The sequence below is a fragment of the Streptomyces sp. XY006 genome (genome assembly GCF_002237655.1).
GTDB classification, from domain to species: Bacteria; Actinomycetota; Actinomycetes; order Streptomycetales; family Streptomycetaceae; genus Streptomyces; species Streptomyces levis.
Map to the genome: position 1 here is coordinate 53741 of NZ_NOKT01000031.1, position 26754 is coordinate 80494.

25 protein-coding genes and 1 pseudogene are annotated in these 26754 nt (G+C 68.6%); 17 read left to right on the forward strand and 9 right to left on the reverse strand.

What is annotated here, in order from left to right:
• Both CHR28_RS30040 and hemL read right to left on the reverse strand, forming a co-directional pair.
• Complete coding sequence (locus CHR28_RS30040; protein ID WP_373453401.1) at positions 1-732, reverse strand: histidine phosphatase family protein; 732 nt, start codon at positions 730-732, stop codon at positions 1-3.
• On the reverse strand, positions 729-2045 hold the full coding sequence (hemL, locus tag CHR28_RS30045) for a glutamate-1-semialdehyde 2,1-aminomutase (protein ID WP_094056860.1): 1317 nt from the start codon (positions 2043-2045) through the stop codon (positions 729-731). Before hemL ends, CHR28_RS30040 begins: the two co-directional genes overlap by 4 nt.
• Before the next feature lie 506 nt (positions 2046-2551).
• Between hemL and CHR28_RS30055 the strand changes: the two genes are divergently transcribed.
• Positions 2552-2989 (forward strand): hypothetical protein, encoded by a 438-nt coding sequence (locus tag CHR28_RS30055; protein ID WP_003974483.1) that lies wholly within the window; start codon positions 2552-2554, stop codon positions 2987-2989.
• Positions 2990-3066: 77 nt separating this feature from the next.
• Here the strand turns inward: CHR28_RS30055 and CHR28_RS30060 are convergent, their stop codons facing one another.
• A complete protein-coding gene (locus tag CHR28_RS30060) occupies positions 3067-4404 on the reverse strand; it encodes a tyrosine-type recombinase/integrase (RefSeq protein ID WP_058081476.1) in 1338 nt (445 codons plus the stop codon).
• 1 nt (position 4405) lies between these two features.
• Complete coding sequence (locus tag CHR28_RS30065) at positions 4406-4702, reverse strand: helix-turn-helix domain-containing protein (protein WP_058081475.1); 297 nt, start codon at positions 4700-4702, stop codon at positions 4406-4408.
• A gap of 479 nt (positions 4703-5181) precedes the next feature.
• Between CHR28_RS30065 and CHR28_RS30070 the strand changes: the two genes are divergently transcribed.
• The 5 genes from CHR28_RS30070 (at position 5182) to CHR28_RS30090 (ending at position 10366) form a co-directional block, all read left to right on the forward strand.
• Positions 5182-5424: a helix-turn-helix transcriptional regulator gene (locus CHR28_RS30070; protein ID WP_094056861.1), complete on the forward strand. Its 243-nt coding sequence runs from the start codon at positions 5182-5184 to the stop codon at positions 5422-5424.
• 137 nt (positions 5425-5561) lie between these two features.
• Positions 5562-6812 carry a DUF3631 domain-containing protein gene (locus tag CHR28_RS30075; RefSeq protein WP_094056862.1) on the forward strand — a complete coding sequence of 417 codons (1251 nt, stop codon included), beginning with the start codon at positions 5562-5564 and terminating at the stop codon, positions 6810-6812.
• Between the two features lie 220 nt (positions 6813-7032).
• Complete coding sequence (locus CHR28_RS30080) at positions 7033-7890, forward strand: DUF2637 domain-containing protein (protein ID WP_094056908.1); 858 nt, start codon at positions 7033-7035, stop codon at positions 7888-7890.
• Positions 7891-8009: 119 nt separating this feature from the next.
• Positions 8010-8660 carry a MobC family plasmid mobilization relaxosome protein gene (locus CHR28_RS30085; protein ID WP_094056863.1) on the forward strand — a complete coding sequence of 217 codons (651 nt, stop codon included), beginning with the start codon at positions 8010-8012 and terminating at the stop codon, positions 8658-8660.
• Positions 8657-10366, forward strand: coding sequence for a relaxase/mobilization nuclease domain-containing protein (locus tag CHR28_RS30090; RefSeq protein ID WP_094056864.1), 1710 nt, complete (start codon positions 8657-8659; stop codon positions 10364-10366). Before CHR28_RS30085 ends, CHR28_RS30090 begins: the two co-directional genes overlap by 4 nt.
• A 94-nt stretch (positions 10367-10460) precedes the next feature.
• On the opposite strand, the gene CHR28_RS30095 is transcribed toward CHR28_RS30090, so the two are convergent.
• On the reverse strand, positions 10461-11015 hold the full coding sequence (locus CHR28_RS30095; protein ID WP_094056865.1) for a flavoprotein: 555 nt from the start codon (positions 11013-11015) through the stop codon (positions 10461-10463).
• Entirely contained in the window at positions 11012-12283 is a 1272-nt protein-coding gene (locus tag CHR28_RS30100) for a helix-turn-helix domain-containing protein (RefSeq protein ID WP_094056866.1), read from the reverse strand. The genes CHR28_RS30095 and CHR28_RS30100 overlap by 4 nt, the downstream gene beginning before the upstream one ends.
• 175 nt (positions 12284-12458) lie before the next feature.
• On the opposite strand from CHR28_RS30100, the gene CHR28_RS30105 reads away from it, so the two are divergent.
• From CHR28_RS30105 to CHR28_RS30135, 7 genes are all read left to right on the forward strand, one after another.
• Complete coding sequence (locus tag CHR28_RS30105; protein ID WP_094056867.1) at positions 12459-12896, forward strand: ATP-binding protein; 438 nt, start codon at positions 12459-12461, stop codon at positions 12894-12896.
• 2 nt (positions 12897-12898) lie between these two features.
• Positions 12899-14218 (forward strand): UDP-N-acetylglucosamine 1-carboxyvinyltransferase, encoded by a 1320-nt coding sequence (locus CHR28_RS30110; RefSeq protein WP_179272606.1) that lies wholly within the window; start codon positions 12899-12901, stop codon positions 14216-14218.
• Positions 14215-15450, forward strand: coding sequence for a phosphatase (locus CHR28_RS30115; protein ID WP_094056868.1), 1236 nt, complete (start codon positions 14215-14217; stop codon positions 15448-15450). Before CHR28_RS30110 ends, CHR28_RS30115 begins: the two co-directional genes overlap by 4 nt.
• Positions 15450-15989 (forward strand): dCTP deaminase, encoded by a 540-nt coding sequence (dcd, locus tag CHR28_RS30120; protein ID WP_094056869.1) that lies wholly within the window; start codon positions 15450-15452, stop codon positions 15987-15989. The genes CHR28_RS30115 and dcd overlap by 1 nt, the downstream gene beginning before the upstream one ends.
• Positions 15986-16522, forward strand: a complete 537-nt coding sequence (locus CHR28_RS30125; protein WP_094056870.1) for a dCTP deaminase — start codon at positions 15986-15988, stop codon at positions 16520-16522. Before dcd ends, CHR28_RS30125 begins: the two co-directional genes overlap by 4 nt.
• A gap of 23 nt (positions 16523-16545) precedes the next feature.
• Positions 16546-17634 carry a glycosyltransferase family 4 protein gene (locus tag CHR28_RS30130; protein WP_094056910.1) on the forward strand — a complete coding sequence of 363 codons (1089 nt, stop codon included), beginning with the start codon at positions 16546-16548 and terminating at the stop codon, positions 17632-17634.
• Positions 17635-17728: 94 nt separating this feature from the next.
• Positions 17729-18772, forward strand: coding sequence for a serine hydrolase domain-containing protein (locus CHR28_RS30135; RefSeq protein ID WP_094056871.1), 1044 nt, complete (start codon positions 17729-17731; stop codon positions 18770-18772).
• Between the two features lie 520 nt (positions 18773-19292).
• Here CHR28_RS30135 and CHR28_RS30145 read toward each other — a convergent pair.
• Positions 19293-21167, reverse strand: coding sequence for an ATP-dependent nuclease (locus tag CHR28_RS30145; RefSeq protein WP_094056873.1), 1875 nt, complete (start codon positions 21165-21167; stop codon positions 19293-19295).
• Positions 21168-21489: 322 nt separating this feature from the next.
• Between CHR28_RS30145 and CHR28_RS30150 the strand changes: the two genes are divergently transcribed.
• The 3 genes from CHR28_RS30150 to CHR28_RS30160 all read left to right on the forward strand — a co-directional run bounded on the left by CHR28_RS30150 (position 21490) and on the right by CHR28_RS30160 (position 24853).
• Positions 21490-22380: a phosphorothioated DNA-binding restriction endonuclease gene (locus tag CHR28_RS30150; RefSeq protein ID WP_094056874.1), complete on the forward strand. Its 891-nt coding sequence runs from the start codon at positions 21490-21492 to the stop codon at positions 22378-22380.
• A 134-nt stretch (positions 22381-22514) separates the two neighbouring features.
• Entirely contained in the window at positions 22515-23624 is a 1110-nt protein-coding gene (locus CHR28_RS30155; RefSeq protein WP_094056875.1) for an ImmA/IrrE family metallo-endopeptidase, read from the forward strand.
• Between the two features lie 2 nt (positions 23625-23626).
• Positions 23627-24853 carry a hypothetical protein gene (locus CHR28_RS30160; protein ID WP_094056876.1) on the forward strand — a complete coding sequence of 409 codons (1227 nt, stop codon included), beginning with the start codon at positions 23627-23629 and terminating at the stop codon, positions 24851-24853.
• Here the strand turns inward: CHR28_RS30160 and CHR28_RS30165 are convergent.
• Both CHR28_RS30165 and CHR28_RS39035 read right to left on the reverse strand, forming a co-directional pair.
• Positions 24823-25452: a hypothetical protein gene (locus tag CHR28_RS30165; RefSeq protein ID WP_143655927.1), complete on the reverse strand. Its 630-nt coding sequence runs from the start codon at positions 25450-25452 to the stop codon at positions 24823-24825. The genes CHR28_RS30160 and CHR28_RS30165 overlap by 31 nt on opposite strands.
• Positions 25453-25896: 444 nt before the next feature.
• A pseudogene (locus CHR28_RS39035) lies at positions 25897-26046 on the reverse strand (helix-turn-helix domain-containing protein); the annotation flags it as partial.
• Between the two features lie 221 nt (positions 26047-26267).
• On the opposite strand from CHR28_RS39035, the gene CHR28_RS30180 reads away from it, so the two are divergent.
• The gene (locus CHR28_RS30180) at positions 26268-26747 is read left to right on the forward strand and encodes a DUF7144 family membrane protein (RefSeq protein WP_094056878.1); all 480 of its coding nucleotides are present in this window, start codon (positions 26268-26270) and stop codon (positions 26745-26747) included.
• The last annotated feature ends 7 nt before the right edge of the window (positions 26748-26754 follow it).

Consider the following 26754-nt stretch of genomic DNA (forward strand, 5'->3'; position numbering starts at 1 on the left):
CTAGGCGCCGAACGCCTTGTCCTTGCCCTTCACCGGCTTCGCCCCCGCGAGGAGATGCGCCGGGACGAGATCGCGGGCCGGCTCGTTGTAGCCGACGGAGACGATCCGGTCGCCCCGGTACGTGAAGGTCGTCAGCGAGGCGAGCGTGCACTGCCGCTTGCGCGGGTCGTGCCACAGCCGCCGCCGCTCGACGTAGGACCGCACGATCCAGATGGGCAGCTGGTGGCTGACCACGACCGCCTCGTGCCCGCGGGCCTTGTCCTTCGCCGCGCCCAGCGCGCTCATCATGCGCACGACCTGGTCCACGTACGGCTCGCCCCAGGACGGCCGGAACGGGTTGACCAGGTGCCGCCAGTTGCCGGGCTTGCGCAGCGCCCCGTCCCCGACGCCGAACGTCTTGCCCTGGAAGATGTTCTCGGCCTCGATCAGCCGCTCGTCCGTGGCGAGGTCCAGCCCGTGCGCCTTGGCGATCGGCTCGGCCGTCTCCTGCGCGCGCTCCAGCGGCGAGGCGACGACGTACGTCACGTCCCGCCCGGCCAGGTGGTCCGCGACCCGGTCGGCCATGCGGCGGCCCAGCTCGGAGAGGTGGTAGCCGGGCAGCCGGCCGTAGAGGATGCCGTCCGGGTTGGCGACCTCGCCGTGCCGCATGAGGTGGACGACGGTGATGTCCTGGTCGCTCGTGCTGCTGCTCGTGCCGCTCAGGTCGCCGTGGGGGCTCGTCACGTCGCTCATGCCGTCGCCTCCGCCGCCGCGCGGGCCGCCGCCGGGAGGGCGTCGGCGATCTTCTGCACGGCTCGCTCGTCGTGCGCCGTGGACACGAACCAGGACTCGAAGGAGGACGGCGGCAGGTAGACGCCGTTCGCGAGCAGGGAGTGGAAGAACGCGGTGAAGCGGAATGACTCCTGCGTCTTGGCGTCCTCGTAGTTGCGCACGGGCCGGTCGGTGAAGAACACGGAGAACATGTTCGAGGCGGTCTGCAGCCGGTGGGCGACGCCCTCCTTGGTCAGGGCCTCGGTGACCAGGCCCTGGATCTCCTTCGACACGGCGTCGACCTTCGCGTAGGCCGCGTCGTCGAGCAGCCGCAGCTGGGCGAGGCCGGCGGCGGTGGCGACGGGGTTCCCGGAGAGGGTGCCGGCCTGGTAGACGGGCCCGGCCGGGGCCAGGTGCGCCATGACGTCCGCGCGTCCGCCGAAGGCCGCGGCGGGGAAGCCGCCGCCCATCACCTTGCCGAAGGTCATCAGGTCCGGGACCACGCCGTCGACCCCGAACCACCCGGCGCGGCTGGTCCGGAAGCCGGTCATGACCTCGTCGGAGATGTAGAGGGCGCCGTTCTCGGAGCAGAGGTCCTTCAGGCCCTGGTTGAACCCCTCGGCGGGCGGTACGACGCCCATGTTGCCCGGGGAGGCCTCGGTGATCACGCAGGCGATCTCGCCGGGGTGGGCCCGGAAGGCCTCGCGGACGGCGTCGAGGTCGTTGTAGGGCAGGACGATGGTGTCGCCGGCCTGGGCGCCCGTGACGCCCGGGGTGTCGGGCAGCGCGAAGGTGGCGACGCCGCTGCCGGCCGCGGCGAGCAGCGAGTCGACGTGGCCGTGGTAGCAGCCCGCGAACTTGACCACCTTCGTGCGCCGGGTGAAGCCCCGCGCGAGCCGGATCGCGGACATGGTCGCCTCGGTCCCGCTGGACACGAGCCGGACCTGCTCCAGCGGCGCGACCCGGGCGACCATCTCCTCGGCGAGCGCGACCTCGCCCTCACCGGGCGTGCCGAAGGACGTGCCCCGGGCGACGGCGTCCTGCACGGCCGCGATCACCTCGGGGTGCGCGTGCCCGAGGATCATGGGACCCCAGGAACACACGAGGTCCACATACTCCCGGCCGTCCGCGTCCGTCAGATACGGGCCCGTCCCGGACACCATGAACCGTGGCGTGCCGCCGACGGCCCGGAAGGCCCGGACCGGGGAGTTCACGCCGCCGGGTGTGACGGCCGCCGCGCGGTCGAACAGAGCCTGCGAGGCCGGTGCTTCATACGGATATGACAGTTCGCTCATGACCTGCGACTTCTCCGACCTTCTCCGACGTAGTCGGGCTCCGGGTGCCATTGACCTGTTCAGGGTAGGCCAGCGGGCCGGGGGCGAGGGCGTGGGACGACCGGACCCCGGGCCCCCGTCGTCTGCGAGACTGGGACCTGATACACACAGCTCGGCCGGCTCCACGCTGGTCGAAGGCTGCGAAGATCCTGCGGACAGATGTTTCAGCGCACGTTTCGGCGGGCGGCCGTGGGGGAGGTCACTGACACGATGATCGGGTTGCGCGGCGGGGGCGACGCGTTCTGGAAAAGCAGTCGGGTGGAGATATGCATCGCGGTGGCGGACTGGGCGAGGGGACCGATGACCTGGGTCCTCGACGTGCCCGGCGGGGAAGGCACCGGCGCGAAGCGGAGGACACGCAGGAGACACGGCAGGCCCAGGGTCGGCCGAGTGAACCGGAGCGCCTCGACGGACGTACTGAACGCCGAGTGGACGATCTTCGGTCCGGGAGCGGGAATGGTGGTCGGGTGGGGGTGACGTACAAGTACTTCGGCGCGCCCGACGGCGCCACCGCGGCCCGCGTCCCGATCTCGATGCGTCCCGAGGAACTCGGCGGCGACGAGCTCGGCATGAACGGCATGTTCACGAAGATCAAGCCGGAGACCATGGCGGCGATGGTCCTGACGGGCATCGAGGGCGTCCCGCTGCACAAGGTCCCGCCCCTGGAGCTGGTCGTCCTGCACCCGGACTACGCGGTCGTCAAGCTCCCCATGACGGTCGTCGACCCCCTGCGCGGCATCGGCGAGGAGGCGGTCGGAGCGGCGGCCTTCATCTGGTCGACGGTCCCGGACCGCGGCGGCCCACGAGACGCGTTCAACGTCTACCAACTGCTGCACGAGTGGCAGGACTTCTCGCATCGGTTGCATGAGGCGGGGCACCAGCCGTATTGCTTGGTGTGGCCCTGATCGGCTCTGAGCTGGGGTTTCTTGCGGGTTGGGCGGGGTCTTCGGACCTCGCCCTTTTTGGTGCCGGGGGAGGGCCGTCAGGCGGCCAGGGCACATTGAGGGCACATTGGTTTTGCTGGGGGTGCTGATGTGCCCTGGGCTGCGGGTGGGTCGCCGTCGTTTTCCGCCTCGGCTTCCGTTTCCGTGAAGGCGTCGTCGATCGCCTTGCGGGTGCGGGTCTCGCTGGACGGCAGCAAGTGCGTGTACGTCCGGAGCGTGAAGCCCGGGTCCGAGTGGCCGAGGTACTCGGAGAGCGCCTTTATGCTCTCACCCGCGTCCAGGAGCACGGAGGCGTAGGCGTGCCGGAGGGCGTGCATCCCGTCTTCGGGGGCCGCCTGGAGGTACCTCGCACCGCGCTCGCGGGGAGGGATCACGCCGGCGGCAGCCAGAGCGCGCTTCCAGTCGCCCATGTTGAAGACGCTGCGGTTGTAGGCCCGCCCCTTCTGGTCGACGAAGAGGAGACGGAAGGTCTTCGGCTCGCCGTCCGGCTTGGCCCACGGCAGGGTGACCTCGACCGGCGGGAACTCCTTCGTGTGGGCCTTGAGGGCGGCAGCAAGCTGGGCCGGTAGAGGCACAGATCGGATCTTGTTCCCCTTGGGCAGGGCGAAGACGGGCTTCGTGCCGACGAGCCGTACCTGGCGGTTGACGTGGATCCAGCCGGTCTTGAAGTCGATGTCCTCGACGGCAAAGCCGAAGACCTCGCCCTGACGCAGGCCGCAGCCAAAGGCGAGCTTGCCGCCGGCCTGGAAGCGCTTGGGCAGGCCGGCGAGGACTGCCCGGACGCGCTCCAGAGGCCAAGGGATGATCTTCTTCTTGGTCGCGGTCGGCAGCTTGACCGACTTCGCCTTGCAGGGGTTCTTCGGCAGGAGCCCATCCTCCACGGCCGCGCCGAGGATACTGGAGAGGATGTCGAAGATGCCCTCGATCGTCGACACCTCCAGGCGGGCGTCCTGGAGGGTGCGGATCCAGCCCTGGATGACCGAGGGCTGGTTGAGGGAACGAAGCTCGCGTCGCCCGAGGTGCTCGACGATGTGGTTGCGGACCGTTGCCTCGTAGCGGAGGGCTGTCGTCGGACCGACGGAGTTCGCGTCCAACCACTTCTGTGCGTAGGCGCCGAGCGTCTGCTTCGTCTCGGCTGGCACGACGTAGGAACCGCGCCGGATCTCGACGTCGACCTCAGCGGCCCGGTTGTCCGCCTCAGCCTTGGTGTCGAAGTTCTCCTTGCGCTGGCGGCCGTCCAGATCGCGGTAGCGGACCTGCCACCGCTTGCCGACGCCATGATCGGCGGTGGGGACCATCTGCCGCGTACGGCTCTTGTGTTCACCGCACTCGGCCTCGGTGGGCTTGGGGTGGGACTTGTGCCAGCGGTCGTACACGTCAGCCAAGAAGGACCCCCTGAATGCGCTCCCAGGTCCGGAGCGGAGAGGTCTCCAGAGGCAGCAGGACTGCGTGCGAGACGCCGAGGGCGGCGGCGATCGCGACGAGGTCGTCGACGTCACAGCGGCGGTGGGCGCGCTCGGTGCGGCTGAGGGCTGTGTTACACATCGGGCGGCCCAGCGCGGTGCATCGGGCAGCCAGCTGGTGCTGGGTCAGGCCGCGCGCGATGCGTATTCGCTCTATGGCGTGGGCGGCGTGGAGGCCGGCGGGGCCTATTTCAACGGGTCGAGTTGCCATGACAGGTAGCTGTAACTTGCAGCCGACCTTTATGGCAAGAGTTGGCTCTAAAACTCTACAAAAGTCGTTGCAGGGTGACCGTGGGGCGGCGTGGCGTTTATCTCGCCCATTCACGAGGCACGGACGAGTAATTCCGGGAGTCGCCGTGCTAACTTGCCGTCACGCGTGAACTTTGGGCGTTTTGAGCCGGTAACCGATGATGTGCTCACCGCTTGCTTCAGCTCACCTGATCACCTGCCCAGACAGGCTCCGGCCTGCACCAACCGACGAGACGGGCCCGGTCGGTGCCCCCCGGGCGATCAGGGATGAGGAGGTAGTCGCCAACTTTTTGGTCAACGGCCGATCCACCTCTACGGTTATTACCCCTCCCAGCCACGCCGAGGGAATTAGTGGAGAGTTTTAGAACCAACGCTGGACTTCTTCGCTGGCGGTGTGGCTGTGTTGTCCAGGCACGCTGTCCAAGACCGAAAAGGAGCCCTGTGCCGAATACCTCTCTCCGCAGCGCGAACGCCCCTTCCTCCGCCGACGCTGCCCGGCGCGGCCCGTTGGCCACCCCGGCGGAAGTCGCTGCCTATCTCGGGGTGCCGGTGAAAACGCTCTACCAGTGGAAGTACCGGGGCCTCGGCCCCAACGTGCACAAGGTCGGCCGCCACCTCCGCTACCGCTGGTCCGAGGTGGACGCCTGGGTGAACGCCCAGTCCGCGTACGACCTCACGGCCTGAAGCCGCCCTGCCGGGACAGCGAAGCGGCTCTCCGCGAGCCACCGCCGAGAGCCACAGAGTCCCCGCCCCCATCGCCCTTGAACGATCGAATCGGTGGGCCGGGCCTTGCCCGTCCGGCCCACCGGGAAGGAACGCCTATGGACGAATCTACGTCCCCCGACTCCTCCGCCGCATCCTCGATACCCACCTGGCCGCCCGTCGCCGCCCTGGGCCAGGACGCCACCGCGAAAGCCTCGACCTCGGAGGACGACGAGCCAGGGCAGCCCGGAGAAGGCGCACAGCTACTGGACGAGCTGCAGGAAGCCATCGCGCGGTACGTGATCCTGCCCAGCAGTGAGGCGCTGACCGCCGTCACGCTGTGGGTGGCGGCCACGCACATCCAGCCCGCCCTCCAGCACGCACCTCGCCTCGCCGTGGTCGGGCCTGCGAAGCGGTGCGGTAAGTCCCGCCTGCTGGACGTGCTCACCGAGACTGTGCGCGAGCCGCTGATCACGGTCAACACCAGCCCGGCGGTGGTCTTCCGCGCCATCGGTGCGGACCCGCCCACCCTGCTGGTGGACGAGGCCGACACCATCTTCGGCAGCATCAAGGCCGCCGAAAAGAACGAGGAGCTGCGTGGCCTCCTCACCGCCGGCCACCAGCGCAACCGGCCCGCCCTGCGGATCTCCGGGCCGGAGCACAAGCCGCAGGCGTTCCCCACCTTCGCCATGGCCGCGCTCGCCGGCATCGGGGACCTGCCGGACACGGTCATGGACCGGGCCGTGGTGATCCGAATGCAGCGGCGCAAGCCAGGTGAGCGGGTGGAACAGTTCCGCTCCCGCCGCGACATACCCGCCCTGCACGCCCTACGTGACCGGCTGACTGCCTGGCTGCGCCCGCTGATGGACACCGCAGCCGACCTGGTGCCGCCGATGCCGGTGCAGGACCGTGCGGCCGACACCTGGGAACCGCTGGTGGTCGTCGCCGAACTGGCAGGCGACTCCTGGCCGGAGCGAGCACGCGAAGCGTGCGTGGCCATGTGTGCCGCCGAGGTCGGCCAGGACGACGAGTCCAACGTGAAGACACGCCTGCTGAAGGACATCCGCCGCGTCTTCGCGTGCTACGGCGATCCTGACACCGTGCGCACGCGGGACCTACTGGAAGAGCTACTCAAGGACCAGGAGGCGCCGTGGGCGGAGTACCGCAACACCGGTCTGACCCCGCGCTACCTGGGGATCCTGCTGAAGGACTTCGGTATCCAGGCAGCCGTCCTCCGCTTCGAAGGCGGACGGCAGGCCCGGGGATTCGCCCACGCACAGTTCACCGATGCCTGGGCCCGCTACTGCCCCGAGGAGCAGCCACCCGACGGCGGTGAGACCACACGTCACGGGTCGGCCGTACACCCGTAAACACCCGTCGCACACGTCGCACCGCAGGTCATCCCCGTGACGGGTCCGGCAACTGTGACGGGTCCTCCCGTATCACGCCAGGTTCCCGTACCTGCCCTGACCAGGCATGCGACGGGTGCGACGAGTCCGCCGCCCTCCCCACTGGCAACCCCGCACCGTGCCTAGGCACCCGTCTCCCCCTGGAGTACCACGCTTGCCCTCACGCACCGCCCAAGCCCCCGTGCCGCCAGTGACCGTAGCGATCCGCCTCGGGGTCGCCCTGGTCGGCACGATCGGCTTCGCCCTCTCCTACGACGCCCTGCGGCAGATGGCCGTCGCCATCCACATCCGCGGAGTCCTCACCTACGCCTTCCCCCTCGTGATCGACGGGTTCATCGCCATCGGCGTCGCCGCCCTGCTCATCCTCCGTACCGCGCCCTGGCGTTCTCGCCTGTACGTCTGGGCACTGGTCGGCCTCGCCACCGTCACGAGCATCTGGGCGAACGCTATGCACGCCGTCCGCCTCAACCAGCAGGCACACACCGCCGGGCTCCATCTGGACGATGTCACCGTCGGCGCCCTGTCCGCGATAGCTCCGCTCGCCCTGGCCGGCGCGGTCCACCTCGACCTCGTCATCCGCCGCCACCCCACGAGTCTGCGCGAAGAGGCCGCCGCCACACCGGGCCACAACTCCTCTGGCCACAGCCACAACGGCACGCACAGCGCCATGCGGCCTGCCCGTTCGCAAGACGATGACTTCCTGCCAAAGGAGGCACAGAGCTCGCGTGACGTGGCCGAGCGCCCAGACCTGGCGGAGGCAGCCGCCAACGTGCCGCGGGCCCCGAAGCCGCTCTCCAAAGACGAGGGCCACGAACGGGATGTCACCTTCGACGAACTCCTCGCCATCGCCCGCACCGCACCGCTGGGACGCGGGGACCGTGCCTCACGCCGCAACATCGAGGCGGCCATCCGAGCCGCTGAGTACCGCATCGGCAAGGACCGTCTCACTCAGCTCAAGGACCGAGTACAGGCCGACCTCGACCGGGCTGCCCGCCAGCGACAGGCCGAGCCCGACACGGCCCCCGTCGGCACGCGCTGAGGGCCGCCGCCCCACCCCGATCGACCCCCTCCGCTCGTTCCCGCACAGCCCGGAGCGGGGACGAGCGGCCCACTAGGCGACACGGCCTCGCCCCCCAACACCGCACGGAGAACCCCTCAATGCACGACCAGCACCCCGAACTCGCCACCGACCGGACGCAGATGATGACCATCGCCACCAGCGCAGCAAGGTATGGCGTTGGACCGTCCAAGGGCCGGTCCGACGCAGGCACCTCCGCCCCGGGGGTGGCGGAGGGCCTCGGGCACCAGGGGGTGCCCGAGGAGGTAACGCCCGGCGACGCAGCCGAACAGTCGCCCGCCGCCCCCGCCGACGAAGTCACCCTGCGTCGCATCGCTCGCCGCCGTACCCGCGAGAGCGTCCAGCGCAAGCAACGTGTCGATGTCCGCTACAGCAGCGATGAGAAGGCCCGGATCCTTACCCGTGCCCGCAAGATGGGCATCGCCGGCGCCCACCTCGTCGGCGCCGTGATCACGGCCTACCTCGACGGTGATCTCGCCGTGGGCCTGGCCGGGCAGCGCACCCAGCTCGATGACTGCCTCGACAAGCTCGACGCCCTACGGGCCGAAGTCGCGCGCATCGGCAACAACGTCAACCAGATCGCGCACCGCCTCAACGCCGGAGGCGATCCACACCCTGTGGACGCCATCGTCCTCGCCCAGACCGAACGCACCCTGGTCGCCGTCTGCGGCGCCATCAGCGACATCGCGCAGACCATGAACCACGCCGTCTCCGTGAAGGCGGCCTGGTGATCGCCAAGATCGGCAGCGGCAAGAGCACCGCCGGTCTGATCCGGTATCTGTTCGACACGAAGAAGGCCAAGGACCACACCGACCCGCACCTGGTCGCCTCCTGGGACGGCTTCGCTCCCGATCCCGGCCGCGCCGACGGCTTCGACGCCACAAAGAAGCGGCTCGTGGCCGACCTCGACCTGCGGGTTAAGCAAGCCCGCCGACTGGGCCGGGCGCCCGAGCGGCACGTGTGGCACTGCTCGGTACGTGCCGCCCCCGGCGACCGGCACCTCACCGACGCCGAGTGGGCGGACATCGCGCGCCGCGTTGTGGCAGCCACTGGCATCGCGCCACAAGGCGATCCGGACGGGTGCCGGTGGGTCGCCGTCCGCCACGCCGACGACCACATCCACATCGCCGCCACCAAGGTCCGTGGCGACCTGCGCATCGCCCGCCACTGGAACGACTACCTGACCGCCGACAAGGAACTCGCCGCCATCGAGAAGGAATACGGCCTCAAGCAGGTCGTACGCGGCGACCGCACCGCCGCCAAGCGCCCCACCCGCGCCGAGACGGAGAAGGCCCGCCGCGTCGGCAAGACCCAGACCTCCCGCGAACGCCTGCGCACCACCGTCCGCCAGCTAGTGTCCATCGCCACCAGCCCGGAGGAGTTCCTCCTTCTGCTCGACGGCGTCGAGGGCGTCCTTGTGGACGTGCAGCACTTTCCCTCCGGTGACGTGCGCGGGTACAAGGTCGCCGTGGAGGGCGATACCAACGCCACTGGTGAACCCGTCTGGTTCTCCGGTGCCAAACTCGCCCCCGACCTGTCCTACCCCAAGATCCGCGAACGCCTCACTGCCATCGACGTCGCGCCCGTCACCGAGCCGGGCTGCCGACGCAAGCCCAATCCCTGGCACCAGGCCACCGCCGCGGCCGGGCGCATCCCCCACCACCTCGACCACGGCGACGACGCAACCGCCCAGGCCCACATCGCGGCCCTTGGCGAAGCCATCGACATCCTGCCGCTGCTCGCCCCCAGCCACCTTCGGCCACATCTGCAGCAGGCCGCCACCGCGTTCGAACGCGCCGCCCGCTCCCGCATCCGCGCCCAGCAGGACCAGGCACGCGCTCTCCGGGGCGCTGTCCGCGCCCTGCGCACCACGCCAGTCACCGGCGACGGCTCCGGCCTGGCGATGTTCCTCGACATCGCCGTCCTCGTCGTCATCGCCGCAGCGCGCTGGCACCAGGTCCGCCGGCACGACCAGCAGGTCGCCGCCGCGCACCAAGCCCTGCTCCACCTGCATGCCGCCTACCGACAGGCTGCTGCCGAGCCGCTGGCCGCTCTGGCCCAGCGCCAACCACCGGCCCGCACCATCGAACGGCACGCCCAGCGCGTCCTCGTGATGCTGCCCCATCACGCCCAGCAGACCCTCGATGACCCCGCCTGGCCTGCACTGGCCGCCGCCCTAACCGAAGCCGAGACCGCCGGCCACGACCCTGACCAGCTCCTCCAGCACGCCGCCCGCCAGCGCACCCTGGACGACGCCCGCTCCACCGCCAGCACCCTCACCTGGCGCATCCAACGCCTCGCCGCCCGACAGGCCCCCAGCGCCCGAGCACGAACCGCGCAAGCCGACACGTATGTGACACCACGACCGGCACAGCCTGGCCAGACGCCGCCGAGCCCGTCACAGCCTGGGCCTGCGGCCCCCGCGCGACACCGGTAATTCCGGCACTGGCGGCCTCGCGCCCGTGAGGCCGCCAGTGGGTGGAAAGACACCTCTCCCTCGTCCGCTTCCAGCTTTCGAGTGACGGAGGGCGTCACCGCGCCGTGCTGACCAGAGGCTCCAGCAACTCCAGCGCTTCGTCCCAGCGGAAGCGTTCCGTCGCTCCGCCAGCCCTCGGCCGGTGCGGTTCGCATGAGCCGATCAGAACACCCATGCCCCGCAGCCGATCCAAGCTCTGCTGGTAGGCGGGATGGGCGGCCTGGGCGGAGTTCAGGTAAGGCAGCACCACAGTCGGGATGTCCATGCCGTACGCCTCGCACAGGATGCCCAGGGCGAGGGTGTCGGAGATCCCGGCGGCCCACTTGTTGATCGTGTTGAAGGTGGCGGGAGCCACGGCGATCGCGTCCGCCGGGGGCAGGGGGCGCGGGTCTCCCGGTGAACGCCAGGCGGAACGGATGGGGTAGCCGGTCTGTGCCTCGATCGCCTTGGTGTCGATGAAGCCGAGTCCCTGCGGTGTGGCGACGACGCCGACGTCCCAGTTGGCCTCCTGGGCGGCGGTGATGAGCTTGCCGACATCTCGGGCAACGCCCGCAGCGCACACGACGACGTACAGGAAGGGCTTCTTGTCCGGAGCGGTCGGTTCGGTCACGCGGGGACTCCCAGTTGGCGACTGAAGTGGTGCAGTTCCGGCAGGGTACGTCGGCGGTCGCGGGCGGCCATATCGGCGACCAGGTGGCGGACATCGGGGCGGCGGATGTCCTGGGCGGCACAGGTCTCGGCGATGCGCAGGGCCTGGTAGCCGTCGGCGAGGCGGCCCTGCTGGCTGTAGGCGCGGGCCGCCTCGACCCATAGTGCGGCGCGGCGCTCGGGGACCGGGATGTGCCGACGCATGAGGGGCCGGGCCGCCTGAAGGGCGAGGCCGGCGTCGCCGAAAGCCACCAGAGCGCTCAGCTCGTGCAGGGCGACATTGGTCGGGCTGAAGGTGGCCCAGGCGTCGGGCCGGTCGAGAGTGACGTAACGCGAGACTTCTTTCGCCTCGGTGAGGAATTCCTTCGTGGCCGCGCGATCACCACGACTGCTGGCCGCGGTCACACCGCGCAGGAGCAGCAGTCCCACGGCGGCAAGGTACTTCGGTGAACGCCGGTCGTAGGAGCCGGTGAGCTGGTCAGCGGTGTGCCGAACCAGCGTGACTGCCTCCGTGGCGTGCTTCTCACGGACCAGAACGTGGGCCTGGACACGGACGCTGGAGGCGAGGACCACCGGATCACCCGAGCGTTCGGCCTCGGCCATCGCCCGGCCGACGGCGAGCCATGCGTTGCCCTGGTCGTGCTGCTTGAGCAGCAAGCTCGTCGTCGTCTGGTACGCCGTGGCCAGGAGCCGGGACACCGTGTCCCCGTCCGTCGCATCACCGACCGCCAGTCGCAGGTCGGCAATCAGGCTCGGGAGGGTGCGCTCCAACTCCGTGTATTGGCAGGTGTGGAAGAGCCTCAGTGCTGATCCGACGCGTTCGTACAGGACGGCCGTGTCCTGGGGGCCACCGGTGCCCGCAGGGCCGGGACCGGGCAGGAGGGCCTGGACGAGGGCGGTGTGCGAGGCCGAAGAGCCGGCCGGGGCCGCGAGCGCTGCGATGCTCGCGGCGAGGAAGGTGCGGCGGTGCATGTCGTCAGCTTCTCGATCGGCGGCGGAGACGTCCTGAGACGGGGCGAGGCCCAGCTCATGAGGCGGGATGTTCAGTTCCTGCGCGATGGCGCGTAGTACGCGGATGTCCTCCGTGCCGCGACCGCTCTCCAGACGGCTCACCTTGGACTGGTGATACCCCAGCGCTGCGGCCACGCCGTGCTGTGAACGCCGCTGTAACACCCGCGCCCGACGGATCCGGTCTCCGATCCGTCTCGCTTCCCCATGCGCGTCGGCCATCTGCCACGGCTCCTTCCGCCGTCGCTGATCCTGCCTGCTCAATCGAGCATAGATCAGCCGTAGTTGGCCGTGATGCAGCCCCTGCATAAGTCATGCATCGCCCGCGTCAGGTCTCACCACTCACGGCGACGGACTGGTTGCTTGGTGTGGCCCCACCTACACCGGGAGGCCGCTCATGGAAGCGCACCAGCTCGCTCTTTCCCTACCCGCGACGCCCGCCGCAGCAAGCCAGGCCCGGCACCAGGCCGTGGACGCGATAGCGGGCTGGGGCTCGGGACTGGGCGCCGAGGTGGTGCACACAGCCGAACTGCTGGTCAGCGAGCTCGTCACCAACGCGGTCCAGTACGCCGGCACCGGATCCGTCTCGCTCGCGGTCTGTCTCGACGAGGCCGTCCTGCGGATCGAGGTCTGCGACACGAGCCCGGTCCTGCCCCAGCCGGCTCTGCCCGACGCGGACAGCGAGGGCGGCCGGGGTCTGTTCCTCGTCGCCGCTCTCGCCGACCGGTACCACGCCGAACCGACGAAGAACGGCAAGTTCTGCTGGGCCGAGATCGATCTGACCAGCAAACCCAGCCAGGAAGTCGCCTGTTTCCTGCCCCTCCAGAGGAGTTGATGATGACGACCACCCACGCCCCCGGCGTGGCCGCCGAGGTGATCGCCGTACGCCCCGGGCCGCCGCTCGCCGGCACCGTGAGCGTCGACGGCTCCAAGAACGCCGCTCTGCCGCTCCTGGCCGCCGCGGCGGCCCTCGGTCGCCCGGGCCGATTGAGCAACGTCCCGGACAGCACGGACGTCCAGATCATGCTCACTCTGCTGCACCAGGCGGGTTGGCATGTCACGCAGCCCGTCGGCGAACCAGCCACTTACGTGATCCTGCCGACGGAGGCATCTCAACGACTGCCCGATCTGGCGCAGGCAGCCCACATCCGCGCCTCGTACTACCTCGTCCCCGCCCTGCTCGCGCGTTACGGCCAGGCGCGGCTGCCTTGGCCGGGTGGCTGCCGGATCGGTGCGCGCGGGATGGAGCTGCACTTCAAGGTGTACGAGGCGTTCGGCGACCGGAGCCGGCAGGACAGCTCCGGGTACGGCATCGAAGCCCTCAGCTCTCACACGGGCACCGTCTCCATCGCACTGCCCTTCCGCTCTCGCGGTGCGACCGTGGCCGCGATACTGCGCGCCCTCACAACCGGCCGCCCCTTACGGCTGGGCCAACCCAACCTCTCACCCGAAGTCCTGAGCGTGCTCGACGTCCTGAGTTCGGTGGGCTGGGAGACACGGGCCGGCGAACATGTACTCACTCTCTCGCCGCCCTCCTCGTCACCGACTGCTCCCGCTGCCTGGGCAGTGCCCGGAGACAAGATCGAGGCAGCCACGCTGGCCTGCGCGATCGCCGCGACGCGCGGTACTGCCCGTATCGACGGCGTGCAGGGCAAGGACGTAGGCCCGTTCGTGGCTGCCCTTCATCAGCTCGGCATCCCCGCAGACGCAGCATCGGATGGCCTCACTGTCCGCGCCCAGGAGGCAGTACCCACTGGTCGTCCCCTGCGGGCCATCGCTTCCCTGAGCCCGGCGGGCCTCGACGCCGACTTCGAACCACCGCTCATGGCACTCGCCCTCGGACTGCCCGGCACGCATCTGTTCGCCGACGCCATCAATCCCGGCCGCCACGGCAACCTGCTGCCTCAGCTGTCCCGCCTGGGCGCCGAGATCGAGGAGATCTCTCCCACCGAATGCCGTCTGACCGGGCCCCAGCAGCTGACGGGCGCGGGCGTCGAAGCAACCGACATCCGTACCGGTTCCGCCCTCATGGTTGTCGGTCTCACCGCCCGAGGCGTCACCACCATCGGCGGCCTCGACCAGCTGCGCCGCGGCCACGCCGACCTGTCCGGCAAGCTGCGCATCCTGGGCGCCGACATCTGCGAGGTCACCCCATGACCACCGACGGTCGGAACCTGCGCCAGATCGTCGCCACGACCGACGTCCATTCCGCTTTCGACAACGCCGCGCCCTTCCTGACCCACCTCCACGCGCTACGCCCGACCTCGCTCATCGTGGACTGCGGCGACTTCTTCGAAGGCAGTGGGTACTACCGCCTCGGTCGCGGCGCGATCGAGCGGGAGATCCTGCTCGGGCTGTACGACGTGCTGGCCCCTGGCAACCATGGCTGGCCCCACCACTTCGACCCCGACCTTCACCGGCGCACTGTCTGCGCCAACGCCGTCGATGCCAACACTGGCGACGCTCTCTTCAGCCGCCTGCACATGGCCGACATCGATGGACGGCGCGTCGGCGTAACCGCCGTAATCGGTCAACAAGCCTTCCACTCGATCCCGGCCGCCCAACGAGCCGGCCACTGCGTCACCGATCCCCTCCAGGCCCTGCGCGAGGTGATTCTCGCCCACGTTCACGAGGTGGACAGCTGGGTTCTGCTCAGCCACTCCGGCTTCGACGAGGACCGGAAACTCGCGGCGGCTTGTCCGTTCCTCGACGTGGTCTTCGCCGGGCACTGCCACAGCGATCAGTACGGGCCCGTCCGAGTCGACGGCACCCTGGTCGTCAAGGGGCGGGAGCTCGCCGAAGGCTATGCGATCGCCACGCCCGTGGGCGCGGGATGGGGCGCGGGCACTACATCCTTCCCGGATCAGGTCCCGAGCTTCGTCCCTGCGGAGCTTGCGGGCCTGCGCTCACGCATCGAGGACGTCGGACAGCAGCTGGCCGCCGTCCTCGGCGCCATCAGTCCGACCTACCGCCACCAGCCCCTCGACCGGCGCAACGTGCTCCTGGACCTCGCCGCCCGCCTGCGTACGGCACTCGGGGCAGACGCGGTCATCCTCAACGAGACGGCACTACGCGCCGTACCCCTCGGCGACACCGTCACCCAGGGCCACCTGCTCTCCATCGAACCGTTCGGCAACCAGCTGGTGCACGCCCAAGTACCTGAGCTGGCACGCAGCGACCTCCCCGGCTGGCTGTCACAGCTGACCACCCAGACCGGCCCGCTCGTCACCGCCCCCGATCCCTTGCCGGATGCCGTCACCACCGTGCTGACCACCGACTACCTCGCCGACACCTACCTCGGCGAGCGCACGCACGAGGCCGGCCTGCGTCTGGACCAGGCTGTCCAGCACGTCCTCACCGCTCCCGACACCGCGGAAGGAGGCCGTTAATGATCCTCACCGGCCCGGAGATCACCGCAGCCGCTCACGACGGCCGCCTCCGCATCACCCCCTTCGCCGCCGACCAGGTCAATCCCAACAGCTACAACGTGCGTCTGGGGCCCACCCTGATCACCTACACAGGCCCTGTCTTGGACGCCCACCGGCCCAACCCCACCCGCGAATCCAACATCGGCCCGGACGGGCACATCCTCCAGCCGGGCGAGCTCTACCTCGGCCACACCCTCGAAGAGGTCGGCTCCGACACGTTCGTGCCGCTGCTGTTCGGCCGCTCCTCCGTCGGACGTCTCGGCCTGTTTGTCGAGATCACCGCCCCCATCGGCGACATCGGCTTCCACGGCCAGTGGACGCTCATGCTCACCCCGATCCGACCGCTGCGCGTGTACGCCGGCATGAAGATCGGGCAGATCATGTTCTTCCTCTCCACCGGCGCCATCGACCTCTACCGGGGCAAGTACCAGGCCGCCGCAGGACCGCAGCCCTCCGCCTACTGGCGAGACCTCGCCCGGCTCCAGGTGGTGGCATCGTGATTCTCACCGGGCCCGCCATCGCCGCCGCCGTCGAGGCCGGCGAGATCACCATCGACCCGTACGAGCCCAGCCGCGTCTCCCCCAACGCCTACGACTGGCGCCTCGGCAACACCATCCGCGTCTGCGACGGCGACCTCGACGCTGCAATGCCCACCACCTTCACCGAGCAGGCCATCCCCGACGTCGGCCTGGTGCTGCGCCCTGGCCTGCTGTACCTGGGCATCACACTGGAGCGGACTGGTTCGGAGACGTACGCGCAGATGCTCAACGGCGACCGCACCACCGGCTCCCTGGGCATCTGGGTCCACGTGTCGGCTCCGCTTGGGCACCAGGGCCACGCGATCCGCTGGACGCTGGAGATCCGCGCCGTCCGACCGGTGCGCGTGTATCCAGGCATGACCTTCGGCAAGCTCGTCTTCCTCACCACCTTCGGCGCCCCGGCCAGCTACCAGCAGCAGCCCGCCAAGTACGCGTCCACGGAAGGCATCGACATCTCGCGCCTCTACGAGGAGATCGACGGAGGAGCGCGGTGAACGCCAGCTCGGCCACCGGCCCGATGGCCGCCACCTTCCTGGATCTCCCCGTCGGAAGCCCTGGCGGCAGCGTCGAACTCTTCCTCGACCTCTACACCGGCGAGCAACCCCTCATCCCGGCCCGCGCCTTCATGCTCGCACCACCTGGTCACGCTCCCCGTCCACCCGCCGGCCTCAACCTGCTCCCCGCAGCAGGCAAATGCCTGGAAGGAACAGCCTTCAGCCGCTACGTCACCACCCTGCGCAGAGCGCTTACAGCCACGCTCGATCCCACACGGATCGACGTCCTCCACTTGCAGCACCTCGCGTTCGGCGCCACCCCAGCCCTCATCCGCGCCCTACCCGCACACCCCCGGATCGCCCTCGTCCACGGCACGGACCTGCTCTTCGCCGAGACCCACCGAGACCAGCTCCAAGTGCTGCGCGAGACAGCCAGGGCCGCCGACTCCATCGTGGTCCCCACCAACGCGATGGCCGACCGCCTCCTCAAGCTCGCCCCGCAGATCGAACGCCGCAAGATCACCCACATCCCCTGGGGCATCCCCGACCACCTGCTTACCGCCCCGCCCGCCCGGCCAGCACGCACCTCCACCAGCCACCTGCGGCTCCTGTACGCAGGACGCCTGACCGCCGAAAAGGGTGCCGAGGCCCTGATCAAGAGCCTGGCTCCCGTGCCCGGCGTCGAGCTGAGCGTCGCAGCGCCCAAAGCCCAGTTCCACGCACTGGCCCCGCTACTGCAACGAGCCGGCGTACGAGTCCGCTACCTCGGCTGGCTCCGCCGCCCACAGCTGTGGAAAGCCTTCACCGAACACGACGTGCTCGTCGTGCCGTCCACCACCTTGGAGGCCATGGGACTGGTCGCGCTGGAAGCCCAGGCATGCGGGCTACCCGTCCTCTACCAGCCCGTCCCCGGCCTCAACCAAGCCCTCGCCGCTTCCGGCATGGCCACCGACTTCACCCACTCCGCCGCACTCGCGCGCGACCTCGACCGGCTGAGAAAGACACCTGGGCTGCTGACTGCCCTGCGACAGGCGGGCTATGCAAACGCGGCACGCTATCCCCTCTCGGCGACCGCACGGTTGCTGACCGACCTCGGCCGACAGCTCACTTGAACCGACCGCCAGACGACCCGACACGTCACTACCCGAACCGCTCCGCGAACGTCACTACGCTGACCGACGGGACACCCCGGCGAAGAGGGAGACCATGACGTACGACCGCGACCGCATCGAAGCCCTCCTCGACGAGGGAGTCCGCGACAAGGTGTACCCGGGCGCCGTGTGGGCCGTCGGCGATGCCACCGGCACCCTCGCCCACGGCACCACCGGCGTCCTCGACCCCGACGAGCCGGAGGTGCCGATGCGCACCGACACCGTCTTCGACGCCGCCAGCCTCACCAAGATCCTGGCCGTCTGGTCCTCCATCGGGGCCCTGTGGGAGGACGGCACCCTCGACCTCGACCAGCCGCTCGGCAGCTTCTGGCAGGAGGTCACCGGGCACCCACTCGGAGCCGTCACCGCCCGGCAGCTGCTGACGCACACCGCCGGCGTCCCACTGCGGGCGCAGCTGAAGAACCTCTACGGCACCGACCCCCACGAGATCCGCCGAGGCGTCCTCCAAGAACAACTCCATCGGACACCCGGAGAAGCCGTCGAGTACACCGACCGGGCCGCCCTCATCCTCGGCTACCTCGCCGAACACCTCTCCGGCCGCCCCTTGGACCAGCTGGCCACCGCCCGCACCTGGCACCCCCTGGGCATGACCGGCACCCGCTTCGGCCCCCTGCCCGCCGACCTCGCCGCCCGCTGCGCCCCCACCGAACTCGACCAGGACACCGACACCCACCTCAAGGGAGTCGCCCACGACTTCTCGGCCCGCCTCCTGGGCGGCGTCTGCGGCATTGCCGGCGTCTTCACCGTCCTCGACGACCTCGCCACCTTCCTCCAGTACATGCTCGCCCCCGCAGCGTCACAGCTCCGGGCTGGCTTCGGCATCGAGTGGATCAACAGGTCCCTGGCCATCGAGACGGGGCAGCTCCAGCCCGCTCGCGGCCTGTTCTGGCACCCAGCTCCCGGTACCACCACCGAGGAGGACGTCTGGGTCCACTACGGCTTCACCGGCACGGGCATGTGGATCTCCCCCACCAAGGACCGCTGGGCGGTGCTCCTGACCAACAAGCTTTACTACACAAGGGATCGTGGGCCATTGACTGAGGTTCGCAACACCTTCCGCGAACTCGCCTTCAATTGATGTTTCAAAAAGGGGCCCAGCCCCATCCGACGTCCACCACCCGGTGTTGAGCGCAACGCTGCCCACCCGCCTGCTAGACGGCTGACCTTACTCGGACAGCGGTCATCGCCGGTGTCCGAAGGTAAGTGGACACACAGTGCGTTGCAGCTGAGACCGAACGAGCGCTGCCAATGCGACGGAGTTAACCGAATCGGCTCCGGTGGCCCACCCATTGCGTCCGCTTTAGCGTGGAATGCACCGCTCTTCAGATAGGGGTGATGTCAGTGCCATAGGGAAGACTCTGGATGTGGGGGAGGGAGACTCATGACTGACCAGCAAAATGGCTCTGACCAGCGCATACCTGCTCCGAACGGTTGCCGATGGTGTGGGCTTGAGGCGCGGGAGCATGCGCAGCGCTGGAAGCCTCCGGTGGGGTGGCACAAGTGGGAACCGCCGACATTGGAACAACGCAAGGAACGCATGCTCGCACGGCGGCGGCGCCGCAGCGGTACCAGTGAGACCAGGTCAGCGCTGCGCGCTCTTACCCTGCGGCCAGCTTTCTGATCTCGCCGAAGATCTCCCGCAGCTGTGCGGGCACCTCATCAGGGCTGGTGAGCGTGCTCACCAGCCCGAACATCATGTCGGGTTTGCCGCTGGGCCCGCTCGTGCTGTCATTGCGGAGCATGTTCAGCACTTCCTTACTGAACTTCTTGCCGCGCTGAGCGGTGAAGTCGTCCTTGGTCCACGGCTCGCCGCCCTTCGGCCAGAGTTCGTTGGCGGTCGCGGCCCACAGATCGTCCGGGAACAGTTCCTCAAGCTCATTGAAGGCGTCCGGCTCGCCCACGAAACGGACAACGTCGCTGAAAGCACTGCCGAAGAACTGCTGGAGTCGGGCTTCCTTGAAGAGCCCCTTGGGCAAGGTGCGGCTGTCGGCGTCCACCATGAGCATCACGGAGCGACCATGCGCGACCAGATAGTGAGCGAGGTGCAGGGCCCCCTCATTGTTGAAGCACGCCCACAAGGCGATGCCGGCCGACTGGAGAGACTGGCCCTCCGACAGTCGGAACAGCATGGGGATCACCCGCTGTTCGGTGTCACCCTCGACAGCCAGAAAGCAACGCTCATGCAGTAGAACGGAGTTTCGAAGACCGACCGCCGCGGCCATGCGCCCCAGGTGCACGTCGATGCCGTCGTGGGTGTCGGCCCCCAGCCGCTCGATCACCGTCCGTCCGCGCTCCAGTCGCAGATGCACGACGTCGGCGATGTCGACACCGTCGATGAGGTTCATGGAGTGGGTGGCGACGATTACGTTCACATGGGGCAGCGCGCTCTGGTCACGGATGAGCTGCATGATCTTGCGCTGGTGCCCGTAGTCGAGGTGTGTGTCCGGCTCGTCGTAGATCACAATCGTCTGCACCGGAGGCGGGACATCTTCGGCGGCCTCAGGGTCAGCTGAGGAGTCGACGTCGGCGAACTCCTCGCGCGTGAGCAGTTGGCTGTTCCACTCCCAGATCGCCAGGGAGATACGTCGTGCGCTACCTAGGCCGGAACGATCCAGGCCCACGGTCTCGCCCTTCGTACGGGCGATTCGCAGCGGCGCACCCCGGAAACCGTGAGTGAACGAGACCACAGGCTCGACATCAACGTCTGTGAGGTCGTCGCAACGGCTCTGAATGTGCTCGCACAGAGACCGGGCGTCGTCCTGAAGTCGCTCCTTGATCCCGGCCTCGATCGACTGCAACTGGCCCTCAAGCGTGGGGTCCGCCATATGGGCCTGGTAGCGGCCCATCAGCGCGGTCTTCACCGCAGCGTCGGGATCGGCCGACTTCCCGTCGAACGGCATCAGCCGGGGCATGCGGCGCTCCATCTCCCTCGGAGCAGGAACCCAGCCCGACGTTGAGGCGTGAGCCATGCCGTACCTGCATAGGGCTGGCTCGATGTCGCCGCGCCTTATGGACGACAGCTCAGGAAGCAACTGCTTGGCGAGGGCCCTCACCTCGTTGAGGGACAGCTTGGAAGGGTCACGCAGTCGTTCGTCGTCCGCGAGCGGCGCCCAGCACTCAAGGACGGGGTCCTCACCGTTGACAGCGCCCCGCCGTACGCGCAACTCCTCGGTCGGGAAGCCGAACGTTTCCAACTCCCAAGAGTCAAGGGTGAACTGCCCCTCAACCCATGTGGTCGAACACCGCAGGAGAGGCGCCGAGTCATCGACGTCCACGCCATCCGAAGCGTCGAGCTCGTACGTACGATCGTCCTCGGTCAACTGCTCATTGCCCACAAGGAACGCCAGCGCGGCAAGCACCGCGCTCTTACCGCCGTCGTTCTGGCCGGCGAGGATGGTAGGTGTGCTGACCGGAATGTCACGGACGTCCTTGAGGGATCGGAATCCGCACACGGTGAAGCTGTGCAGGTGCACCGTTCTCAGCCGCTCCGTTCCCTAGCGCCTCGGGGCAGACGCAAGCCACCAGGGGCGCCTCGCCCCAGACATCGACCTGGGCAACAGCCAACCCAGGCGCATCATCTTATGTCTTGTGGAGATAGCCTGTTGGCGCTGTGAACGGATCTGACCGATTCAGACCGACACCGCACGAAGCCTGCCTGCCTCGGGCTCAATATCACGGCTCACGGGGCCTTCATCGCCCCCGAACCGCACCACGCCCGCGTCCTGTTCTCAGGCATGCAGCCGTCCTGAGCAGTGTCCACACGTGTGCGGGCAGGCCCGTCTACGATCAGCCGCCATGGACTGGCTGGAGCGGATAGCGAAGCTGAGGCAGTGGACCAGGAGCGGTACCCGCGCACCGCACAAGCCGCTGCTGCTCCTGTACGCCCTCGGCCGGTTCCAGGATGATGCCGACAGCGGCCTGCAATACACCGCGGTGGAACAGGACTTGCAGCGCCTGCTGACCGAGTACGGCCCACCCAACAAGACGACACCCGCCTACCCCTTCCACCACCTGGCCAGCGACGGCGTATGGGAAGTCCGCACCGATCGCGGACCGGGAAGCCCTGGAAGCGGGGTACGGGACCTCCGCGAGACGGGCGCCACCGGACAGCTAGCGCCGGCCTTGAGAGCGGCGCTGCGACGCGAACCGGACCTGCTCGGCAGAATGGCGCGATTGCTGCTCGACCTGCACTTCCCACCCTCCCTGCACGCGGAACTGTGCGAAGCCGTCGGCCTGGAGCTGGAGCCGGCGGAGGCCGAGCAGCTCTCGGCCGTACGCAGGCAGCGGGACCGGAGGATGCGGGAGCTGGTGCTGACCGCCTACGAGTACCGGTGCGCCTTCTGCGGATACGACGGCAGGATCGGCGCGGTGCCCGTCGGGCTGGAGGCCGCCCACGTGCGCTGGTGGGCATTCGGAGGCCCCGACGAGATCGAGAACGGGCTGTGCCTGTGCTCGCTGCACCACAAGCTCTTCGACAAGGGCGTCCTCGGCCTGGGAGACGACCAACGCATCCTGGTGTCACAACGCTTCGTTGGCCACAGCCCCGCCGCCCGCGACCACGTCATAGCCCTCGCGGGCCGCCCACTCATCGGCCCCCAGCCGGGTGCTCGCCCTGTTGCCGCAGTTCACTGCGACTGGCACGCCCGACAGGTCTTCCACGGCGAACCGCGCCCTGCCACTGCCTGAACGCTGCTGCGCCCACAATCAACTGTTCAGAGAGTGGCCCTCACTTGCAGCGCTACTTTCATGATATGACGCCGAATCAGTCACGGAATATTTTGTGCTACTGTTTTGAGGTCTGATACGAGGTGGTGTCGTGTATGGCGATCACTGAGCTGCAGGCGCAGCCCGGGATGCTCGTGCTGGCGCGCGAGTCCCGCGGGCTGACGCAGGCTGAGGTCGCCGCGGCTATGACCAAGGCGTCGCCAGGCGGCGCCACGCCGGTTTCCCAGGGCTACGTAAGCCGAGCCGAGGCTGGTCGTCTCGTCGTCACACATGAGCGTCTTGAGCTGTACGCTGCCGCGCTTGGCTACCCTCCTGAGTTGCTGTGCCTGGATCCGCAGGTCAGCGGCATCGGGGTGGGCCTGGTCCACCACCGCAAGAAAGCAGCTCTGACTGCCTCCGCTCTGCGACGCGTGCACGCCCATGTGGCGCTCTCACGGATTCAGCTGAACGGCCTGGCGTCCGCAGCGGCATTGCCGCCAGTCTCACATCGCTTCTTCAGGGTCCCACTGGATGACCTCACCACCCCGAAGGACGCTGCCCGGCGAGTCCGCAGGGAGTGGAGCGTGGCCCCCGGTCCGGTACCCGACATGGTCGCGGTGCTGGAGAATGCCGGCGCACTGGTGATCACCCGCGACCTGGACAGCGACCTGTTGGACGCCGTAAGCCAGTGGGAAGCGGGCGGGCGTCCTCTGCTCCTGGTCAACACCCGGGCACCGGGCGACCGACGTCGCTTCAGCATCGCGCACGAGCTGGGTCACCTGGTGATGCATGACGAGCCGGGCACAGGGTCCACGCAGGAGAAGCAGGCCGACGCCTTCGCTGCCGAGTTCTTGATGCCTGCCTCCGATATCCGGCAGGCGTTCTCCGGCGGCGTCGATCTGGCCAAGCTGATGGAGCTGAAGCGGGTTTGGGGTGTCTCCATGAGCGCGCTGCTGCGCCGTGCCCAAACGCTCAACGCCGTCAGCGAGTGGCAGTACCGCACCCTGATGATCGAGATGTCAGCGCTCGGCTACCGGACCGCAGAGCCTGTTGATGTCCTCCCTGAGCAGCCGCAGCGCCTCGTTGCCCTTGTCAACACCTTGCTGACCGACCGCCAGATGACTCTGGAGGATGCGGCTGCCTGCGCGCACCTGCTTCCTGAAGACTTCCAGCGCCTGTACGTCGAGGGCGCCGGTTCATCATCATTCCCTGCCTTCCGAAGGTGACCATGACCGACCGTTCCGCCCCGCTGCCTCGTCCGCGCTCCGATCTGACCGAGCCTCCCGACGCTGTGGGTGCGCCAGACCGGCCGGACAGCCTGAACGGTCTGCAGGGCCGCATGCTGATCCAGGTCAGCGCCGCCCGGCTCGGCTACGTCCAGGGGCAGGTCGACCCGGTACGCAGTGGGCTCATCCTGTGTGGCACCGACGCCGTGAAGAAGGCCGGCACCCTGCGATACAGGGAGGGCTACGCCGCTCCACTCCTGACCGACCCAGCGGTGTACGAGGTCAGCGCCGCGACCGAGGAGAACCCCTTCCCCTACGACGTCGAGCCCACGCTCTTCCTCGACGATCCCCTGGAACTGTCTCTGGCGGAGCAGCGGGACGCCGGAGCAACGCTCCCCATGACCCCCACCGGCTACATCAGGGCCGAGGACTCCGATGCCCTCCGGGCCGCCGTGACCCGTGTCCTGGAACTCGACGACCCAGAGGTGATCTTCGCCGCTCCGGTGGATGTCTCCTGGCTACGCGACGAGGAATCGACCCGCCAGCTCATCGCCTACCTGCGGATGGTCAAGGGGCCGAAGGCCATCATGCTGGGCGGACAGATGGACCCCCTGGCGCGTTACGCCAAGGCCGTAAGCCATCTCAAGCAGGTCATCGAGGAAGTCCCCGGGGCTGCCCTGCTACGCACGGATCTCGCGGCATTCGGCGCGCTGGCCTTCGGTGCCGCCTTCACAGCCTTCGGCGCCAGCAGCCGCTACCGGCACGTCGTCGCCCCCGGCGAAAAAGCGCAGACCAACAAGAGCATCCCCGTCCAGTCACCGCACGTTCTCTTCCCCGACCTGATGGCCTTCTTCCTGGGTGAGACGATCGCCAAGCGTTACGGTGGCGCCGAAGCTCCGGTCTGCTTCTGCTCGGCCTGTGTCGGCAAGCTCGCACTGGACGCCTTCACAAGCAACCGCGGCGAGCTTCCTGCCGCAGCGGCGGCACACAACGTCGCGGTCCTCATGGAGTGGCTGCGTGCCCTGACTTCGGTCAAGCCCGGCACAGCACGCCAGCAGTGGTGGTTCGACCGCTGCCGTAAAGCTCTCGATCAGTACGAACTGATCAACACGTCCATCAGGCAGCCGAAGGCGTTCAAGCCTCCGGCGCAGCTCGATCGATGGGCGTTGACCGCTCCCGAAACCGCCAAGACACCGGCTCAGACAGCCGCCGCCGAGCGTAGGCGCTGATACACATCCTCGACGAACCACCAGGCCGCAGCGGTGTGCCGGGGCGGCCTGTAGTCCTCCGGCTCCAGTACCAGCTCGACCTCGTCTCCAGAGGCGACGAACACGCCGATGCCGTAGAAGTCGGCCTCGACGAGGACCTCATCCAGTCGGGCTGGAAGACGGTCCAAGAGCATGGCCCGGCGGCAGAAGGGAGCAAATTGGCCCGCTCGCTCAAGGCCCTGGCGCCACCCGGAAGCGCGAACCACAGCAAGATCCACCTGCAGGGGCCGCACGGCACGTCGGGTGACCGTCTTCCGGTCTCGCTCCACCGCTCCCGACGGCAGCCCTCGCACCGCCCTCCGCGCCGGCGAGTCCAGCGATTGCAGCGGAACAGGAACGCCCACCGGGAGTGTCAGCAGGCACTCAAGATCGGGCAGCTTATCCACCCGGGCGGCGGAGACTTCCTCGCGCCGCGCATGCTCGCCCTCGTTCAGGCGGTAGAAGCACAGCGCCTCGGTCCCGAAGACAGAAACAGTTCGGGCCTGCCCGCCCGGCTCCAGCAAGGCGCGAGAAGCCTCCCGCACAGAACCGCCCGTCAGGGAACTCGCCAAGGTCACCATGGCCCCCACCCTGCCTCACTGGGATTCGACCGCATGCAGCGGCCCCGCGTTCATCCAAGCCGTATGCGTACGGGTACACCCACCAAACAGCTCAAGACGCCTCGCGGACACTGCCCGACTGGGATCCTTCTCCGCATCACTGCCCTCATCACGGCGCCCTAGGCGCGAAAGCTGGGCCTGAACGCGCCTCCCCAGCCACGTCCCCGGAGGGCACATCCAGGGCACATGAGCCTGGGAAACGGCGTTGACCCGTGAGAACTACCGAGACGAGTTCCCGCAGGTCAACGCACGTTTCACCGAGAATGCACAGGTCACAACCCCGCCTCTTCCAATCGCTGCATGAGTGGCAGGACTTCAGCCACCGCCTGCACGAGGCGGGACACCAGCCGTACTGCCTGGTCTGGCCCTGAGCCGCGGTCCCGGAGGGCACCTGCGGTCACCCGCGGGCGCCCTCGGACGTGAGACCGGGCCCTCCCGTCGACGGCTCGGGCGGCGTGCGGTGTGGGAGACCTGGGGCTGAGTCATCCCGGCCCGCTCCGCCAGCTCCGCCTGGGACAGACCGAGCCCGATCCGGCGGTCACAGACCGCCTGCCCCTCCGGTAGAGGCGGAACGGAAGCAGTTCCGTAGGCGCGACCGGAGTGAACACGAGGAACGGGCCGCCGACCAGGGTGCTGGAGTGACAGGCATCGCCCCTGTCACCCCGTCCGCTCACACCTCACCCGCGTCGGGAGAGGCACCCGGTCCCGGCCGTGCTCATGCTGAAGGCAGCGCACGCGGGCTCCACCGTCGCGCACATCATGAATCGAGGCTCACGATGACCGCGACAGACACCATGCCGGAGCACAGGGCGAAGCAGGAATGGGCCTCCGGTCTGACGGCCTTCGCGGCCGTGATGCTCTTCCTGGTCGGCCTGCTCGACATCTTCCGGGGCATCATGGCCGTCGCCGAGGACGACATCTTCGTCACGACGCGCAACTACGTGTTCGCGTACGACCTCACCGGCTGGGGCTGGATCCACCTCGCTCTGGGCGCGGTCGCCGTGATCGTCAGCATGGGGCTGCTCCGCACCGCCACCTGGGCGCGTGTGACCGGCGTCGCCCTCGCCGGACTCGTCATCATCGCCAACTTCCTCTCCGTGCCGTACTCCCCGGTGTGGTCGGTCGTGATGATCGCGCTCTCGGGCTTCATCATCTGGGCCCTGTGCGTGGTCCGGCGCGGCAACCTCTACGACCTGTCCGGGGAGCCCTGGCCCTACGAGGAGCGCGTGTCCTACGAGCGGCGCCCACCGGTTTAGCGCGGAC

Excerpts from the sequence above, each read along its gene's own strand:
- CHR28_RS30040 (WP_373453401.1), bottom strand. The coding sequence starts at position 732 with ATGAGCGACGTGACGAGCCCCCACGGCGACCTGAGCGGCACGAGCAGC.
- CHR28_RS30085 (WP_094056863.1), top strand. The coding sequence starts at position 8,010 with ATGCACGACCAGCACCCCGAACTCGCCACCGACCGGACGCAGATGATG.
- CHR28_RS30075 (WP_094056862.1), top strand. The coding sequence starts at position 5,562 with ATGGACGAATCTACGTCCCCCGACTCCTCCGCCGCATCCTCGATACCC.
- CHR28_RS30130 (WP_094056910.1), top strand. The coding sequence starts at position 16,546 with ATGGCCGCCACCTTCCTGGATCTCCCCGTCGGAAGCCCTGGCGGCAGC.
- CHR28_RS30160 (WP_094056876.1), top strand. The coding sequence starts at position 23,627 with ATGACCGACCGTTCCGCCCCGCTGCCTCGTCCGCGCTCCGATCTGACC.
- CHR28_RS30135 (WP_094056871.1), top strand. The coding sequence starts at position 17,729 with ATGACGTACGACCGCGACCGCATCGAAGCCCTCCTCGACGAGGGAGTC.
- CHR28_RS30165 (WP_143655927.1), bottom strand. The coding sequence starts at position 25,452 with ATGGTGACCTTGGCGAGTTCCCTGACGGGCGGTTCTGTGCGGGAGGCT.
- CHR28_RS30110 (WP_179272606.1), top strand. The coding sequence starts at position 12,899 with ATGACGACCACCCACGCCCCCGGCGTGGCCGCCGAGGTGATCGCCGTA.
- dcd (WP_094056869.1), top strand. The coding sequence starts at position 15,450 with ATGATCCTCACCGGCCCGGAGATCACCGCAGCCGCTCACGACGGCCGC.
- CHR28_RS30155 (WP_094056875.1), top strand. The coding sequence starts at position 22,515 with ATGGCGATCACTGAGCTGCAGGCGCAGCCCGGGATGCTCGTGCTGGCG.
- CHR28_RS30150 (WP_094056874.1), top strand. The coding sequence starts at position 21,490 with ATGGACTGGCTGGAGCGGATAGCGAAGCTGAGGCAGTGGACCAGGAGC.
- CHR28_RS30180 (WP_094056878.1), top strand. The coding sequence starts at position 26,268 with ATGACCGCGACAGACACCATGCCGGAGCACAGGGCGAAGCAGGAATGG.
- CHR28_RS30065 (WP_058081475.1), bottom strand. The coding sequence starts at position 4,702 with ATGGCAACTCGACCCGTTGAAATAGGCCCCGCCGGCCTCCACGCCGCC.
- hemL (WP_094056860.1), bottom strand. The coding sequence starts at position 2,045 with ATGAGCGAACTGTCATATCCGTATGAAGCACCGGCCTCGCAGGCTCTG.
- CHR28_RS30100 (WP_094056866.1), bottom strand. The coding sequence starts at position 12,283 with ATGGCCGACGCGCATGGGGAAGCGAGACGGATCGGAGACCGGATCCGT.
- CHR28_RS30105 (WP_094056867.1), top strand. The coding sequence starts at position 12,459 with ATGGAAGCGCACCAGCTCGCTCTTTCCCTACCCGCGACGCCCGCCGCA.
- CHR28_RS30115 (WP_094056868.1), top strand. The coding sequence starts at position 14,215 with ATGACCACCGACGGTCGGAACCTGCGCCAGATCGTCGCCACGACCGAC.